The organism is Enterovirga sp. GCM10030262, from assembly GCF_042666435.1.
Classification (GTDB): domain Bacteria; phylum Pseudomonadota; class Alphaproteobacteria; order Sphingomonadales; family Sphingomonadaceae; genus Allosphingosinicella.
Map to the genome: position 1 here is coordinate 1516694 of NZ_JBHTDC010000001.1, position 17425 is coordinate 1534118.

Here is a 17425-nt window from a genome sequence, read left to right on the forward strand (position 1 = left end):
AGTCCGGCGAGGGGGAAAGTTATTGTCCACATCATCATAGCGAGCATGGCGTAGTTAGTAGCTTGCACGAGTGCGCAGCCGCACTCGTCGAGCCAATCCGCCTACTGCTCCCGGTTACATATCATTAATTTACGTCACGACTGACTGGTCGCGATGAAGGACTCTTATTGTCTCTGGCATTCCTGAGAGGAAGAAACCATGAATCCTGTCACGCTGTATGATGAAGACGGTGATCTCGTCGACACCTTCGCGACTATTCAGGAAGCGATCGATTTCGCCAGGAATGGCGACACGATCATTCTTTCCGCGGGAACCTATGCCGAACAGATCGTCGTCGATGACTTGAACGATTTGACCATTCGCGCCGCCGACGGCGCCGACGTCACAATCCAGGCACCCGCCGACCTGGTCGAGACCGGCCGCTCGGGCGGCGATCGTGAAATTCACTCGGTGGTCACCGTCACCAACAGCGTGAACGTCGCGATCGAGAACATCACCGTCGATGGCGCCGGGGCCGGCAATACGGTCAGCGAAGGCGGCGGAGCTGGTCAGGCCAATTTTTACGGTGTCTTCTACCGCAATGCTTCCGGGGGGCTCGAGAATGTCGACGTCACCGGCGTGCGCGATCCCTATCCGGGTGGCATGGCGGCCGGCGGCGAGCCCATCGTCAGCGGCGTCCAGCGCGGCGTTGCCGTGGTCGTGGACAATGACGCCCCGGCCCTGCCCGGAGATCCGCTCCTCTCCTTCTCCATGACCGGCGGCACGATCGACGATTTCCAGAAGAACGCGACCGTCTTCAGCAATGCGGATCTCAATGTCACCGGCGTGACGATCACCGGCGGTGGCGCGCAGACGATCATGGCGCAGAACGGCCTTCAGGTCAGCGGCTCGACCGGAACGATCTCCGGCAACACCATAACCGGCATCGGCTATGCCGGCCCGGCAAACGCTTATTCGGGCCTTATTCTGGCGTTCGGCAATACCGACCTGGACATGATCGACAACGTCATCACCGGATCGAACGACGACAATTTCGGCGCCAAGACAGTTGGCATTTTCGTGCTCGACTTCGGAACGCCCAACAGCGGCGGCGAGATCAGCGGCAACACGATAAGCCATGTGGACACAGGTATCGGCGTCTATGGCGGAATCCTGCCCGACGGCATGCTTATCGAAAACAATGCGATTACGGACGTCGATAACTCGGACCCCTTCGCGGCCGGAGTGGATTTCGAGCCTGATCCGGCATTGACCACGGCATTCGACGTCGATGGTTCGGACGCCTCGGACATCCTTTTCGGCGCGGCCGGGGACGACAGCCTCTCCGCGCTCGGCGGAGACGATCTGCTCGCCGGCAACGGCGGCAACGACAACCTCGACGGCGGCAACGGAACCGATACCGCTACCTATGCCGGTGACCATGCCGACCATGCCGTCACCGCCGTCACCGACGCCGGCGGCCGCGTGACCGGCTTCAGCGCGGTGAGCGATTCCAACGCTGGAGACGGCGATAATGGCAGCGACACGCTAGCCAATGTCGAGGTGCTTCAGTTCGGCGACGTCACCCTCGACGCCACCCAGGCGGTCCAATTGTTCGACTCGGGCGGCAATCTCGTCGGCACGTTCGACACAATCCAGGAAGGGATCGACGCGGCGTCGGACGGCTACACAATCCGCGCGAACGCCGGAACCTATGACGAGGATCTGGCCATCGACAAGGCCATCACTATCCTCGGCGCGGATGCCGGCGAAGCCGGGACGGCCCGCGATGCATCGGACGGAAGCAGCGCCACCAACATCATCGGCCATGCCAAGATCACGGCCGCGGACGGGGTCACCATCGACGGCGTCCGGTTCGTCAACGACTCGACCACGTCCGGCGGCGGAGCCTCCAATCCGTCGCTCCAGATCCTCACCGGCGGCGGCGCGAGCGGCCATCAGGTGGTCAACTCGATCTTCTGGTCGACGGTTGCCGGCGGCGCGGGTGGCGTCGACGATCGCGCCATCTCCATCTCTCCGATCGCCGATGGCGCTATCGAGATCATCAACAACGCCTTTTCCGGCGCCTCGCAGGGCCAGTTCTCGACCGCCTCCTGGGGGCGGGCGATCTGGTTCGACGGCGGCGGAGTGGATCTCACCGCCACCGACAATCTCGTCGAATGGGCGCGCACCGCGGTAAACCTGGACATGGGCGGCGACTCCACGGCCACTGTCGCGAACAACAACCTCCACGGCCTCGGAACAGCCATCTCGGTGGGCGTCGATGACGATGGCGTTACGATCACCGGCAACGACATCAGCCAGGTCGGCACGGACTTCAACTTCCGCAACCTCACCGACGGCGTCACCTTCGACGCGGAGGATGCGATCGACGCGCTGACGCCGACCGATGCCAACAACGACATCGTCGTCAGCCTCGGCGGATCGGGCGGCGACGACCTGACCGGCACCGCGGGCGCCGATTATATCGACGGCAACAACAGCCCGACCGCGCCGGCCGCGGCCGACGCCGATACGCTCGACGGCGCCGGCGGGGCCGACCTGCTATTCGGTCGTGGCGGCGACGACAGCCTGACCGGCGGCGCGGGGGACGATTCACTGAACGGCGGCGCGGGCACCGACACCGCCCATGTCGGCACCGGCGCGGGTTTTGTAGCCAATGGGCCGGATTGGACGGTGACCTCCAGCGACGGCAGCGACACGCTGGCCGGCGTCGAGATCGTCAGCGACGGCACCGCCACGACTTTGCTGGTCGGTTCCGGCGGCTTCGCCACCATCCAGGAGGCCATCGACGCGGCGAGCGCTGGCGACACGATTCTGGTCGCGACCGGCACCTACGCGGCCTTCACGGTCGACAAGGCGGTCACGATCGAGGGACTCGGCGACGTGGACATCGTTGGCAGCTTCCGCACCGACAATGGCGTGCCGTCCGGCACGTCCGTCGGCGAGTGGCTTCAGACGGCAACCGCCTACAGCGGAGCGGCGGGCGCGGGAGCGACAATTGGTGCGAATGGCGTCACGCTCACGAACCTCAACTTCTCGAGCTTCCTCTCCGGCGTGGACTTCGGCGACAGCGACGATCTCACACTGAACAACATCGACATTTCCGACAGCGTCCGCGGGATCGTGAAGCTGACCGGCGGAGAAGCCACTGGCTTCACCATGACCGGCGGCTCGATCACCGACAGCTACCAGGGAGTGATCGTCGATTCGAGCGGCGGCACCGACGCCGCGTTCGATGGCGTGACCCTTGACGGCGTCACCTTCGAAAACCTGACCGAAAAAGGCTTCTACGCCGATCATCTCAGCAATGCCGCTCTGCTCAACCTCGTCATGACCAATGTCGGCGAGTTCGGCCGAGGTCCGGCTTTCGGCGCGTCCGGCAAGGGCGAGTTCGGCGCGGGCATCGACATCAACGTGAAATATGGCGACTATGCGAATATCGAGATCGCCGGCTTCGACTTCACCAATGTCGGATCGAGCAGCGAGCCGGACACGGTGCCGGGAGATTTTGGCGGCGCCATCACCATCAAGGCCCGCGACGACGCGCCGAGCTATAGCGGCAATCCCGCGACGCTCGATGGCGTATCGATCCACGATGGGACCATCGACGGAACCAGCACCGGCATCCGAATCGGTGAACCGGGCAAGAACAATGCGGGACCGACCAACGTGACGGTCGATGATGTCGCGGTCACCAATGCCGATGTGGCGACCGTCGATAACGCGTCGCAGGCGGTGCTGACCGTCTCCGGCACCGGTGGCGCCGACCAATTCACGACCGCACCGACCACGACCGGGCCCATCGTCTTCAATGGCGAAAGCGGCGCGGATGAAATAGCGGGCGGCGGTGGCGACGACACGATCAACGGCGGCACCGGCGGCGACACGCTTGCCGGCGCGGGCGGCGACGATCTCATCGAGGGCGGCGCGGGCAACGATTTGGTCGACGGCGGCGGCGGGATGGACACGGCAATTATCGGCGCCGGCTCGTCATTCGCCGCGACACCACTCGGGTGGATCGCTACTTCGGCCGACGGGACCGATATTCTCGTCGATGTCGAAATCGTTGACGACGGTTCGGGAGCGCGAACGCTGCTGGTCGGCGAAGGCGGCTTCGAGACCATCCAGGAAGCGATTGACGCCGCTCTGGACGGTGACACGGTCCTGCTGGCGGCCGGCACCTATGCCGGCAACGTGACGATCGACAAAGACATCACGCTGGCCGGGCCGAATGCCGGAACGTCGGCTTCCGACTCCCGGGCGGGCGAAGCGATCATCGACGGCGGCGTCCATATGCATGCCGACGGCGCGAGCCTCGACGGCCTGACGATCTTGGGGGGCGGGACGCTCGCGGGCAATCCGGCAGGCATCTATGTCGACACCGACAACGTCACTCTTGCCAATTTGATCGTTCAAGGGGACGGATCCGCCAACACCGGCATTCTAACACCCTTCAACGGCGGAGTTTCCAATCTGGTGCTGTCGCACAGCGCCATCAATGACTGGACGAACGGCACCTATTTCAATCCGACTACTAAATTCTCCGCGACCGGCAACAGCTTCGATGGCAATTCGGTGGCGCTGACGGGCGATGATTGGGAAAACGGCTCGATCATCAGGGCCAACGACTTCACGAACAGCAGCCTTGCCCACATCGGCTACGGGTCCTTCGACAGCGTCGAAAACGTGGGATCCTATCTTCGGGCCAGCAACACCTTCGATGCTTCCGGCGGCCGGTTGGGAATCTTCGCTTATGGCGACGGCGACGCCGGTGGTCAGACCATCACTGGGACCGTCATCGGCGACTATATCGTGGGAGCTGAATTCGTGGTGGGTTCCGGTAATGATGCGACTTTCCGCGGTGGAAGGGGAGACGACTACCTGGACGGAGGCTCTGGCGATGATTCCTTGTCCGGAAATGCCGGCGACGACACGCTGATCGGCGGGGATGGCGCTGACCAGCTGAACGGCGGCGACGGGCTCAACCTGCTTGAGGGTGGGGATGAGGACGATCTCTACTTCGTGAAGGAGGCCACCGATGTCATTGTCGAGGAGTTGAACCAAGGATACGATGTGGTTCGAAGCAACGTCGACTTCACCCTCGCAGACAATGTCGAAGAGTTGCGGCTTTCGGGATCCGCCTTCTCCGCTACCGGCAACGGGGAGAACAATGAAATCTATGGAAGCGCCTCTGCCAACCTTCTGTCCGGTCTGGGCGGCCATGACGTCCTGGTCGGGCGTGGTGGCGCCGATGATCTTCAAGGCGGCGGGGGCGAAGACAGACTGAGCGGAGGCAACGGAAGCGATGTGCTGACGGGGGGAGCAGATGAGGATATCTTCATTTTCGGCAGTGGTAGCACCAGTGCGGATCGAACGAAGGCTGACCGCATCACGGACTTCATCGGAGGTGAGGACAGGATCAGCGTGAGTCAGATCGATGCCGATGCGGATACGGTCGGGGATCAAGCCTTCACCTTTATCGGTGCCACTGGATTCTCAGGAGCGGCCGGAGAGTTGCGCACCGAGGTGTTTGGTAGCGATCTTTATGTCGAGGGCGACATCGATGGCGACAGTATCGCCGACTTCTCGATTTATGTGGAGAATGTGACGGCTATGGCAGCGCCGGACTTCTTCTTATAGACTGGGAGGCGACCGCTGGCGACGTTTGCTCTTCGATCGATTACTGAGCTCGCTCCTCGGGGATGGCCTGCCTCAGCACCTCGTAGCTGACCGCGCGCTGAAGCAGCTGGTCGCCGACGATGAAGGTCGGCGTTCCGGTGGCGTTGACCGCGCGGCGATCTCTTGATTCTTCTCGATCTCGGTCGCGAGCTTTGGCCTCGGAAGCGGTGCCTGCCCGTTCCGTCGAAACAAGAAAGGGAACAGGATGCGCAAGTTGACAGACAGCGAGCTGCGCCACATCGCGGGCGCCGGCAAGAAGCCGAACTACGGCGGCGGCCCTGGCAACAGCGGTCCCGGCGACAAAAACGGGAAGAACGAGAAAGGACACGGCGGACAGCCGACCGACCGATAGAGCGGCGCTATCGGGGGGGGGGACGGCTTCGTCTGCCCCTCTCCTGATAGAAGATGCAATGCCTACCGCTCATGCTGGCGCAAAAGAAGCAGTGTCCTACACACGCAAAATTTGCCTAGCTGGCGACATGAAGCGAATCGATCCCATCGAAATTGAGTTCGGCATCGTCCTGGCAATTGTCGCCTCGGCGCTGCTCTACGGCATTGGCTCGGCCCTGGTCGCGCTATGGCGATAGGCGAGTGGGAGCTGTGGGCTTGCGCTGATGAGGCGATCCGCCAGCATCGGCTGGATGCGCCCATCTTCGCGGCCATGCGGGCCGATGAGCTGCTGGAACAGGGAGATCAGGAAGGCGCGAGGACTTGGCGCCTGATCGTGACGCGGATCAATGGACTGCTGTCTCAGCCGGCGGGTGCGCCGCATTGAGCGGCCTAAGCATCGGGGTAGCAATTTCCCGCTCGCGTTTGGGCACGTTGAAGAGGACGCGGCACCGCCAAAGCGGGACACTGCTCGATGGACCCTGCTAATTTTCGGCGCGCATCTTCTGCTCGTATGGCAATCTCGGCGCATCCTCCGCTCGATCCTCGGGATGAGAACTAGGAATTCCACGGCGTCGGTCCGTCGGTCACCTCTAGGCCCGAGTTCCTGCATCTCAACGCGATCAATGGGCTCTCGGTCTGCCACTGGGCTCCCCGCACCCACTCCTGGTTGAACGAGTCAACCGTGGCCTGCCGGACCAAGAAGAGCTAAACCCGCGTTTTACAGACGAAACCGCAGGGACCTGGTGTAGGGCAAAAGCGTTCCCTCCCGAGATTCTGTCGTGAGCAGCCGGACCGATCAGGCTAGAAATCGTCGAAAACCGTCAACTTTTATACAACTTTTTTACAACCACACCGACCAGCCGTGCTCGACCGCGGACCGACTGCCACCGGCAGGAGCGCCGCCCAGGGGGCACCAGCTATCTCTGCCTTTGGCTCATTGCGGACATTCTGAGACAGGTTCATACATTTGGATGATTATGGCTCGAAGCAGACGCGGCGCGGGCGGAATCGCGCTAATGATTTTCCTCTCCTGCTGCGCGAGTCCGGTCCTTCGGGCTGCGCCCGAACGACTGGCTTCGTGGACCACAACGCTTCGAGCTCAACAACCCGATGATGCCTTCACGGCTGTCTATGACGCCGGCCCCCACCAGCTCATCTTCATCGGTGCGCAGCATAGCAATGCCACCGACAGCCGAACCTTCCATCTGATCACCGACGCTTATGCCCTCTTCAACATCGACACTGTCATCACCGAGGGATCACCCAGGTCCCGAGGCCCCAATTCCGAACGTCTGATAACTTACGCCTCTCAACCACCTAAGGACGGCTTCCAAGAAGCGGGTGAATTGGCGCCCTCCGTGGTTGGCGCGTTGCAAGAAGGCGCGACTATCTGGGGTGGTGAACCGGACGACCTGGACATCAAGTCGCGGGTGCTGGCGCAAGGCTTCCCGCTGGAAGACTTGCTCGGGTTTTACACGCTCCGTTCGGTTCCGCAGTGGGTGCGTGAACAGAAGATCGAGAACGCAGGGGACCCCCGGCTACGCGCTCTGGTCGAGGAAGAACTGACCCAGAATCGCACGCGCCTGGCACTGGAGCCGACCGTGCTCCCCGCCTACGCCGATTGGGCGAGCTGGTATCAAACCAGGAACGGCAAACCAATCGGGCCCGCTTTTGCGAATGAGGAAGTGGGACCTTTAGCCGACGGGCCATTCGGCTCGAACAAGATTGCCGCGGCGATCTCGCGAGCTCGTGCAGCTTACCTCCATGAGTTGGTGATATCTCATTTGAACGCGGGGGAGACCGTTTTGGTTGTGTTTGGCGGAAGCCACCTGATGATCCATCGCCCTGCGCTGGACGCCGTGGTCGGCCCACCATGCTACGCCGGGGCCGACCTGCGAGCAGCGCTCAACTGCCGCGGCTGACGTATTCGACGAAACTTCGCGCTTGCGCGGTTCACTTATGTCCGCTTCCACTCAAAGGGGACATTCCGCCGGTGGATGGCTCGAGCCGAGCGGCACCCCCTGATCGGCGGCATCCGGGTGACGGACTCCGCGCGAGTGTAGGACTTCTCTCTTTACACGAAGCAGCCGCTCGCGGGAGCAATGCGACGGGTTCTACCTAAGTCGCAGTCTCAGTGGCACGAGCCGCCGTCCACATAAGCGGCGAGTTCTCCCGGCGCGAGGACGGTGACCGACTTCACCTTGCACGGATACGGCTTACCGATTGGGGATTAACACGCGAGACTAGCGATCATTCTGGAGCTCCTCAACGCACCGATATTCCGAAAGGAGCTTGTCTCGAAGCGGCTTACCAGTTTGAGGCAAGGTGTTTCTGGTAAGCCGCTTTGGTGCAAGCTGTTGGGCCGCATAAGGCTTCCGGCTGACGCTCAGGCACGCTATCAATGTCCGCGAGCTGCCGGGGGATCGAGTTGCCCATATTGGATTGGATGACGCGCGGAACGGATGTGCGTGCCGCCGAGCGCGTGCCCTACCGGCTCGTCGAGCCCCAGCCAGAGCTCGATGGTGGCAATGGTGACGCCGGCAACATGCTCATTCAGGGCGACAACCTCGACGCTCTCAAGGCGCTGCTGCCTTACTATGCCGGCCGGGTGAAGTGCATCTACATCGACCCGCCCTACAACACTCGCTCGGCGTTCGAGCATTACGACGACAATCTGGAGCACAGCCAGTGGCTGGCCATGATCTACCCGCGGCTGGTGCTCCTGCGTGACCTCCTCGCCGAGGACGGCAGCATCTGGGTCAGCATCGACGACAACGAAGGCCACTACCTCAAGGTCGTCATGGACGAGGTTTTCGGCCGTCGAAACTTCGTAACGAACGTGGTGTGGCAAAAGGCTTACACGTCAAACCAAACAGCCAAGCATGTATCCGACACTCACGACCATATACTGGTTTACGCACGGTCCGAACCTCAACTTCGCTTGGGCAAAGTGTCTCGGTCGCCAGAGCAGGAAGCGTCTTTTAAGAACCCGGACAACGACCCGCGCGGACCATGGAAAGCGGAGAATCTCTCGGCTGGCAAGTTCTACAGCGCGGGCCAGTTCACCATCGTTGGCCCCACCGGACTGGAGTTTCGCCCGGCAATTATATACTTTACTTAGCAAGCCATCTTTGGCATAAGGCTCCTACAGGGAGCGAATGCCATGAACGTCAACATCACCGACCCCATCTTCCACAACGAAGAAGCCGCCCTTCGCCACATCGAGGCGTCGCGCTGGCCGGATGATGAGCCCGTTTGCGCCCATTGTGGTTCAACGAACGTCACCCGCATGGGCGGCAAAACCCAGGCCGGCATGTTCCAGTGCAACGATTGCCGCGACAAGTTCACGATCCGCACCGGCACCGTCATGGAGCGCAGCCACGTTCCCTTGCACAAGTGGCTGCTCGCGACGCACCTCATGGCCGCTTCCAAGAAGGGCATGAGCGCCAAGCAGATGGAGCGCATGTTGGGCGTGACCTACAAGACCGCGTGGTTCCTCTGCCATCGCATCCGTGAAGCGTTTGACGGCGCCGCCGGGAACGCTCCCCTCGGCGGCGGCAACAAGGTCGTTGAAGCCGATGAGACCTATGTCGGCGGCAAGGCGAAGAACCGTTCCACCCGTCGCCCCGCGCCCAAGAAAGCCGTTGTCGCCCTAGTCGAGCGCGAGGGTCACGTTCGCAGCTTCCACGTCGCCAATGTGACCGCCAAGCAGCTTCGTCCCCTGATCGTTACCAACGTCGATCGCGCCTCGCACCTCTGCACCGACGAAAGCATGGTCTACACCCGCGTCGGCCGCGAGTTCGCCGGTCACAGCGTCGTCAATCACAGCGCCCGCGAATACGTCACCACCGGCGGCTTCAAGCACTCCAACACCGCCGAAAACTTCTTCTCCATCTTCAAGCGCGGCGTGATCGGCACCTATCACCACATGAGCGAAGCCCACCTTGGCCGCTACTGCTCCGAGTTCGATTTCCGCTATAACACCCGCTCCATGACGGACGGCGAGCGCGCCGCCATCGCCTTGAAGGGCATGGAGGGCAAGCGCCTCACCTATCGGCGGACTGATAAACTCGCCGCCTAAGATGGCGAAGCCGATCAAGGTTATCGGCGAGCCTCGCAAACGCTGGACAGGCCGCTAATGAGGGCGGCCGACCTCCACTACCGTCGCGCTCCTGATCTCACCACGGTGCCGGATAACTTCAACGCGAGCCCAGAACGGCGTCTGCGTCCATTCTGCTTCGGAAATGATCTTACGGTCATCCCCTGCAACCAACGCGTCACGAATTCCGGCAAAAAACTCTTCGCCATCATCTGCGATCAGTCTGATCCGAAATGCACCATTCGGGTCCGCATCGTTTCGCCTAACGCGAAACATTCCGCGTAGCTCCTCGATTTCAGGCTCGGTCCGTGCGTTGCGCGCCATGCGTTTAGCAGCCTCCGGCACGATCTCAACGCCAGCCACATCGGTGGCATCCACACGGGCCGCCGCGCGCAAAACGCCCTGTTTGCCCTCGTCACTGGCATCAATCATCGCGCGCGTGCCCATCGCCTTTTCAATCGCGCTAACCAACATGCGCGTCTTCTCAACGTCCGCCTCTGTCGCAAATCGCTGTGCCGCCAGAAAATCCCGAGACGTTTGGTTTCGAGCCTCTTCCGCTGCTGATTTGGACTTATGATCCAGCCAGGCCCGCCACGCGGCACCGCCCGCAAACAGCAAGGCAAAGCCTATCACGGTAATGGTGATCTGGGTTCCGGTCATGTTGGCTACGACCTTGCTTATAAACGTATTCAAGAGGCCATCCCAGTCAGGAATGAGCTTTGTGCAACCCTCCCCAACCTTGAACCGCATTTCGTACTCGCGCCGCTCCTCATTCGAGAGGCCGCGCAGGTTCGTCGTGTCATCTGTTACGAGAAGGAATGACCGATATAGGCCGGCTTGGTAGGCGAGCAAGGCCTCCATCATGGGCGCAGTGAGCACCTCGTGCTCCTCACCCAACCAGAAGACTATCTCGTTGGAAGGCCATCCCTCAAAGAGAGGAATTATGGGTGCGTCGCCGTGCTCGCCTGACTCGATGATGCGCAACAATTCCCACGCATCATCCTCAGAACGAATGACGCTGAATAGATCGCCATCCTTCTCAGTGACTGCGATAGCCATGCATGGTGCCCCCTTGCCTACATAGGAACGGGGATTCCGTCGGTTGTCAAACGCCTTACCTTTTCGTTGGCGCCGACCGGGGCTTATGCGGCTTATGCGGAGTCGCCAGCATCCGCTTTAGCGCGGCCTCGCGACGCGCTACCGTCTCCTCTTCGGAGTAGGTTTCATTCTTAGGATCGGTTTTTGACATGGATGAAGACCCCAAAGGCACGTCCTACAACATCGTTCCTACGCTTACGGCGGCTCAAGCGCAGGAGCTTGGCTACCTTGTAGCTTGGTGGGCCTTCCTTGAACACCAGGTCGCCGTCATGGGAAAGGATCTACTCGCCATCAGCGAAGAAGAAGGGCGAGCAGTGTTTACCCAGATGAACATCCGGCCCCGCCTCCAGACCATAAGCCTGCTGCTACCGAGCCGCGCCATCTATGACCGAGACGTAAAGAGGTTCGCAGAGTTCCGAACAGCCATTGAGGAGGTGCAGGCAAAGAGAAACCTGGTCGCGCACGGATTGTGGTCCGAGGATCACGATGGTGGCCGCTTTGTCCTGCAAATGTGGGGCGGCAAGGATGGGGTTAAGCGTCTAGAGCCCGAAGCGCACCCAATGGATGATGAAAAGATCAGCCAGATATGCGGTGAGATTGCGATGCTGGCGGCTGAGTTTACGAATTGGTGGGGAGAGGCAAGCCAGAGGCTAATGCCATCGACGTATAGACCCTGGTGAGAACCGCCTCATCCGACTCCCACCCTGGTTGGTAGCCGCGCAATTCCCCACGACCCGCGTCAATCATAGCGCGAGTGACTTGAACCTCAGTGGTGTCGCCGGCCTGTCTCTCTAACACTTACTCGACTCGCCTCTGCTAAGTAAAGTATATAGTTGCCTTTCGCCCTCCGGTAAACCGCTACTGGCGGTGCAACGAGGCTCAGTATCGTGCTTGGTTAAGCGATGATCGCATTACGTTCGGACGCGCTGGCACTGGCCGACCAATGCTCAAAAAGTTTCTTGTGGAAATGCAGCAAGGGCTGACGCCGAACACATGGTGGATCCATCAGGAGGTCGGCAGCAACAAGGAGGCTAGCCTCGACCTGAAGGCCCTGTTCCCTAAGGAAGAGGTCTTCGGCACGCCGAAGCCTGAGAAGCTCCTTGCCCGCATCATTGCTTTGGCGTCGGCACCTGGGGATCTTGTTCTCGACAGCTTCATCGGCAGCGGCACCACAGCCGCCGTCGCTCACAAGATGGGCCGCCGCTGGATCGGGATCGAGACAGGCGAGCATGCGGTCACCCATTGCAAGCCGAGGCTCGACAAGGTCATCGCCGGCGAGGAGGGTGGCATTTCGCAGGCCGTTGCCTGGCAGGGCGGAGGGGGCTACCGCTTCTACCGGCTTGGAGACCCGGTGTTCGACACTGACGGTGCCATCGCCGCGGGGATCCGCTTCCCCACGCTGGCAGCGCATATCTGGTTCAGCGAGACGGCGACGCCTTACGTCAGTGACGGCTCCAGCCCGTTCCTCGGCGTCCATGATGGCACGGCCTATGCCCTGCTCTACAACGGCATCCTCGGCGATCGCAGCGTCAGCGGCGGTAACGTGCTCACCTCGCCCTTGTTGACGCGCCTTCGGCAGGACGGCACTGGCTGGGCCGGACCCATGGTCGTCTATGGCGAAGCAACACGGCTGGGGGCAGCACGCTTGCGGGAAGAAGTCGTGACCTTCAAGCAGACGCCATACGACGTGAGCGCACGCTGATGGAGCTCAAAGCCTATCAGGTGCGCGCCCTCGACGCACTCCGCACCTTCCTCGCGTCAGCTGCCGTGAAGCCGCACCACAGAGCATACGGGGATGCTGTGGAGGTTGGGCAGCCCGGCGCCTTTGCAGCGGCCTACAGGCCGCTCTCTGGGCTCGCTGGGACGCCCTATTGCTGCCTCCGCCTTCCAACAGGTGGAGGTAAGACCCTTCTCGGCGCTCATGCGGTCGGGGTAGCTCGTGACGCCTATCTCGACAGGCGCTTCCCGCTCGTTCTGTGGCTCACACCGTCCGCAACGATCGCTCGGCAGACTGTCGATGCCTTGAAGAAGCCGGGACACCCTTACCGCCACGCTCTTGCCGATGCGTTCGGCGGAGCCGTCCGCGTCTACGAAGTCGACGAGCGTCGTCAGATCCGTCCGCAGGACCTGACCGATGCCGCGGCGGTGATCGTCGCCACGGTCCAGTCCTTCCGCGTCTCAAACGTCGCCGACCGGAACGTCTATCGAGAGGACGAAGAGCTGGAGCCGCACTTTGCCGCCGTGCCGCCGTCCGCAGGTCTCGCGGTGCACACCGAAGGTTCGCGTGCAGGCAAGCCTGTTGCGAGCTTCGCCAACCTGCTGAAGCTCCACCGGCCGCTCATGATCGTGGACGAGGCGCATAACTTCACATCGACCCTGTCGGGCGAAACCATCGGCCGCATCGCACCAGCCGCCGTCATCGAGTTCACCGCGACGCCGGTGCGCTCGAACGTCATCGTCTCAGCCACGGCCGCGGAACTGAAGGCGGCCGACATGATCAAGCTGCCCATCCATTTGTCGCAGCATGTCAGCTGGCAGCAGGCGGTTCACCACGCCGTGATGCAACGCGCCTGGCTGGAGAGGATCGCCGCGAGCGATGCCGGCCGTATTCGGCCGATCGCGCTTTACCAGGCGCAGCCGGCCCGAGCGGGTGCCGAGGCGACAGTCGACGTCTTGCGGGTCTACCTGATCGAAGACCAGCAGATCCCGCCGACCAGCATCGCCGTCGCAACTGGGGATCAGCGCGAGCTCGATGGCATTGACCTGTTCGATCCTGCCTGCACTATCGAGCACGTCATCACCGTCGACGCGCTCAAGGAGGGGTGGGACTGTTCGTTCGCCTACGTCTTCTGCTCCCTCGCCAGCATCCGCAGCCCCGGTTCAGTGGAGCAGCTTCTCGGTCGGGTGCTACGCATGCCGTTCGCGACCCGTCGCGCGTCGGAGGAGCTCAACCGGGCCTATGCCCATGTCTCGGAGCTCAACTTCTTTGAGGCCGCCGAGGGGCTGAAGGATCGCCTTACCGCCATGGGCTTCGACGAGCGAACAGCGCTCGCCGCAATCGTCGAACAGCCGGCCGAGTTCGATTATGAGCATGGCTTCGTTCTCGAACACCGCGCACAGCTGCCTCCGCTTGTGGTGCAGCAGCGACCTGACCAGACCAGCTGGTCGCCCGACATGATCGCCGCCGTCAGGATGGTTGAGGACGCCGCTGGGAGCGTCACCATCGCCTTTGAGCCCACGGCGCCGGACGAAGTGCTTCGCTCGCTTGCGACCGCTCTGGCGAGCTCTGAGGCGCCTTCCCTCGCCGCCGTCGAAGCCTTCATCGAGCAGCGCCGGGCGAACTCCTCTCCCGCCGAGCGCGGTGAGATCATACAGGTGCCGCAGCTGGTCCTCGACCGGGATGGCCAGCTCGAACTGATCTACCCAGAGACCCTGGTGGACCTCGGAGGGTGGGACCTCCGCCAGGTTGACACTAGTTTGCCAGGCTTCGAGGTAACCGAGCGGCCCGATACCTTCGAACTCGACCTGGACGGCGACCACATCACCTACCGCAGCATCGCCGCCCCGCTGGAGTTGGCGCTCGATGACTCGACCAGCTGGGATGCAGCTGCACTCTCGCGCTGGCTCGACCGCACGACCAAGCAGCAGGACGTGCCGCAGCCCGTCTACCTCGAATACTGCCGGCGGGTCTGCGAGTGGCTGCTGGAAGAACAGGGGATCCCCCTCGCCACCCTCGTGCGCGGGAAATATGCGCTCCGCAGGGCGGTCATGGCGCGGGTGCGACAGCTGCGTGACGCTGCTGGTCACCGCGGTGCGCAGCTGCTGCTCGACGGTGTCACGCCGGTCACGATGCAAATCGTCAGCTTCACCTTCTCGAAGGCCGGCTACGATCCGCGCACGCCCTATGCTGGGCCATGGCTCCCACAGAAGCACCTGTTCGGCCAGATCGGTGACCTCCGCCACGGCGGCGAGGAGTGGCATTGCGCAGTGGCCATCGACCGGCACCCAAAGGTCCGGCATTGGGTCAGGAACGTGGACCGAACGCCGTGGTCATACTGGCTGCCGACATCCACCGACCGCTTCTATCCCGACTTCGTCGTCGGCCTCGAAGACGGCCGCACCCTCGTGGTGGAATATTAGGGCGCCGACAGGACCGATAACGCGGACAGCCGTGAGAAGCGAAACATTGGTCTCCGAGCCCAGGAGATGAGCGGCGGGACCATGCTCTTCATGTGGGCGGAGGAGAACCCCAACATGAGCATCAGCGACCAGATCAGTCAGGCGATCGCCGGAGGGTAGCTGCCGACCCAAACGAAGCTGCCCGACCGCGAAGCAGCCGGGCAGACCAAGTCAAACGGATCGGGCGCTCTCCTCATGGGGCATGTCGATGCGCCAGCCAGTGCTCTCATCGTAGGTGCCGACACCCTCCATCCCCAGCTCCAGGGCTTGCCGGAGGTGAGTTCGGTGAGGCTCGACGATACCACCCACGGTAACGCGCTCACACCAATACCGGCAGACCGGCACGTTGTTGAGGACCTGGTGGGCCAAGAAGAGTTCCGAAGCCCTGTGCTGACCGATAGCGAAGACGTTGCGATCGAAACCACGATCGTTCGAGAAGAAGAAGAGCATCATTGGTAAACCTCATCGTTCGTTGTTGGTAAGAGAGGTTTAGCTTCGCGTGATGCTCTGGTCGGGTGGCTTCGACCATAGCTTCGTTGGCAAGCTCGATGCGGTTAATCACGCCGCGCATGCCAGGCCAAAATACGTTATCTTCCGAGGCCCAGTTTCCATGGTATGAACTTCGCTTCCAAAGGGTCCATCCCCTTCCGTATGCGCCCATGCGAATCCGACAACGAAGACTACTGTATATGCTTGATATGGATGTCCGGTGTCGCCGCTACGCGCCGACACCAGGCGCGCCTCCGCTTCGCTTCGGCTTGCCTTGCCTTTTTTCGTTCGCTCTGGTGGACCTGAACCCTTCCCAGAGAAGCTCTATTCCCCCCCGCACCTGGCTTCAGCACGAAACTCGCGCGGAACCAGATGCAGGGGGATTGTTCGACTTCCCGTCGAAGTGGAGAGGGATCATTAGCTTACAAGGCAGGTCGGCGGAGTCCTTGGTCCGACCAATTAAATCCCCAATCCGCCGCCTAAGCGGCACTCGGTTATCCAGACATGCTGGAAGCACCTCGGGATCGCTCTCATCTCCAACTCCTCCGAGGTCGGGAGCTGCGGCCACGCAGAGCTCCCGTCTTTCAACGTCCATTCGGCGGCCCTGACCCACCTCGGCGACAACCGGGGATTGCACCCGATCCTCCGTTCGCTGCACTGCTCATAGCGCCGGTCTTCGTCCCGGTGTCACCGTTGCGCCGGGAGGTGCCGGCGTTGATCCTCTGTGCGTATGGCACCGTGATGTCTCACAATGTGCCGGCATTATAAGCGGAATGCATGTGTGTTGCAAGACACGCATTAACTTCACTTCAGCGCCGCGATGAGAGCGGCCCGTTGGGAGTGGCTCAAGCCCTCGGTGGTGAAGCCGGGCAACAGCTCCCTTAGCAGCTGCACCGCAGGGATCTCCGCGTGTAACAACCAGCGACGCCGCGGTCGCGCGTCCGTCACCAGCTGTCGCATTATGTCCTTCTGATCCGACGTCAATCGTTCCAGGGGGACACCGGCGATGGACTCCAACTCGTGGGCGAAACCCACGTCGATATCGTCGCAGGCGTCGACGCCACTCACCAGCAGATGAGCCACTTCTGGGTGCCGTTGGTCCATGACGGCCATCAAGAACTCGCTTTGCGATAGCCCTACCGCCTTCGCAATCTCCGGCGCCTTGTCGATCGGGATCGGCACCCGACCGTTGGCCATGTGGCTGAGCACGGTGCCCTGGCTGTAATTGAGTTCCTTCGCGATGTCGCGGATGCTCTTCTTCTGCACCTGCATCCGCTTCAGAGCCTTAGCCAGCATCATCGCCGCTTCGCTGTCGGCGTGGGGGAAGGTCTCGGTGGCCAACTCGCTTACCTTTCTACGTCACGGAGCATTTTCGACCTCGACATTATCGAATGCGTGTCATATAACACGCGAATGTTATGCGAAACAACACCCGCCAGCGAGCTGGCTGAGAAGCTTCGATCCTGTGCGCGAGTGGGCCGAACGCTT

13 protein-coding genes are annotated in these 17425 nt (G+C 61.8%); 9 read left to right on the plus strand and 4 right to left on the minus strand.

Annotated features, from left to right (window positions below; translation table 11 throughout):
- The first annotated feature begins 198 nt into the window (after positions 1–198).
- Positions 199–5643: a beta strand repeat-containing protein gene (locus ACFQRC_RS07345; protein WP_379959504.1), complete on the plus strand. Its 5445-nt coding sequence runs from the start codon at positions 199–201 to the stop codon at positions 5641–5643.
- Positions 5644–5683: 40 nt separating this feature from the next.
- On the opposite strand, the gene ACFQRC_RS07350 is transcribed toward ACFQRC_RS07345, so the two are convergent.
- Positions 5684–6010: a hypothetical protein gene (locus ACFQRC_RS07350; RefSeq protein ID WP_379959506.1), complete on the minus strand. Its 327-nt coding sequence runs from the start codon at positions 6008–6010 to the stop codon at positions 5684–5686.
- Positions 6011–6092: 82 nt separating this feature from the next.
- On the opposite strand from ACFQRC_RS07350, the gene ACFQRC_RS07355 reads away from it, so the two are divergent.
- The 5 genes from ACFQRC_RS07355 to ACFQRC_RS07375 all read left to right on the plus strand — a co-directional run bounded on the left by ACFQRC_RS07355 (position 6093) and on the right by ACFQRC_RS07375 (position 10153).
- Complete coding sequence (locus ACFQRC_RS07355) at positions 6093–6269, plus strand: hypothetical protein (RefSeq protein WP_379959508.1); 177 nt, start codon at positions 6093–6095, stop codon at positions 6267–6269.
- Positions 6260–6457: a DUF6961 family protein gene (locus tag ACFQRC_RS07360; protein WP_379959510.1), complete on the plus strand. Its 198-nt coding sequence runs from the start codon at positions 6260–6262 to the stop codon at positions 6455–6457. The genes ACFQRC_RS07355 and ACFQRC_RS07360 overlap by 10 nt, the downstream gene beginning before the upstream one ends.
- A 631-nt stretch (positions 6458–7088) precedes the next feature.
- On the plus strand, positions 7089–7994 hold the full coding sequence (locus ACFQRC_RS07365; protein WP_379959513.1) for a hypothetical protein: 906 nt from the start codon (positions 7089–7091) through the stop codon (positions 7992–7994).
- Positions 7995–8518: 524 nt separating this feature from the next.
- Positions 8519–9193: a site-specific DNA-methyltransferase gene (locus ACFQRC_RS07370; protein ID WP_379959515.1), complete on the plus strand. Its 675-nt coding sequence runs from the start codon at positions 8519–8521 to the stop codon at positions 9191–9193.
- A gap of 42 nt (positions 9194–9235) precedes the next feature.
- Complete coding sequence (locus ACFQRC_RS07375; RefSeq protein ID WP_379959518.1) at positions 9236–10153, plus strand: IS1595 family transposase; 918 nt, start codon at positions 9236–9238, stop codon at positions 10151–10153.
- 54 nt (positions 10154–10207) lie between these two features.
- On the opposite strand, the gene ACFQRC_RS07380 is transcribed toward ACFQRC_RS07375, so the two are convergent.
- Entirely contained in the window at positions 10208–11230 is a 1023-nt protein-coding gene (locus ACFQRC_RS07380; protein WP_379959520.1) for a hypothetical protein, read from the minus strand.
- Between the two features lie 188 nt (positions 11231–11418).
- Here ACFQRC_RS07380 and ACFQRC_RS07385 point away from each other — a divergent pair, with 188 nt between their 5' ends.
- The 3 genes from ACFQRC_RS07385 (at position 11419) to ACFQRC_RS07395 (ending at position 15409) form a co-directional block, all read left to right on the plus strand.
- Entirely contained in the window at positions 11419–11949 is a 531-nt protein-coding gene (locus ACFQRC_RS07385; RefSeq protein ID WP_379959523.1) for a hypothetical protein, read from the plus strand.
- Between the two features lie 263 nt (positions 11950–12212).
- A complete protein-coding gene (locus ACFQRC_RS07390) occupies positions 12213–12971 on the plus strand; it encodes a DNA methyltransferase (protein WP_379959526.1) in 759 nt (252 codons plus the stop codon).
- The gene (locus ACFQRC_RS07395; RefSeq protein ID WP_379959528.1) at positions 12971–15409 is read left to right on the plus strand and encodes a DEAD/DEAH box helicase; all 2439 of its coding nucleotides are present in this window, start codon (positions 12971–12973) and stop codon (positions 15407–15409) included. Before ACFQRC_RS07390 ends, ACFQRC_RS07395 begins: the two co-directional genes overlap by 1 nt.
- A 210-nt stretch (positions 15410–15619) precedes the next feature.
- Here ACFQRC_RS07395 and ACFQRC_RS07400 read toward each other — a convergent pair whose 3' ends face one another.
- Entirely contained in the window at positions 15620–15901 is a 282-nt protein-coding gene (locus ACFQRC_RS07400; RefSeq protein WP_379959530.1) for a hypothetical protein, read from the minus strand.
- An 840-nt stretch (positions 15902–16741) separates the two neighbouring features.
- Positions 16742–17278, minus strand: coding sequence for a helix-turn-helix domain-containing protein (locus tag ACFQRC_RS07405; RefSeq protein ID WP_379959532.1), 537 nt, complete (start codon positions 17276–17278; stop codon positions 16742–16744).
- Positions 17279–17425 lie beyond the last annotated feature (147 nt).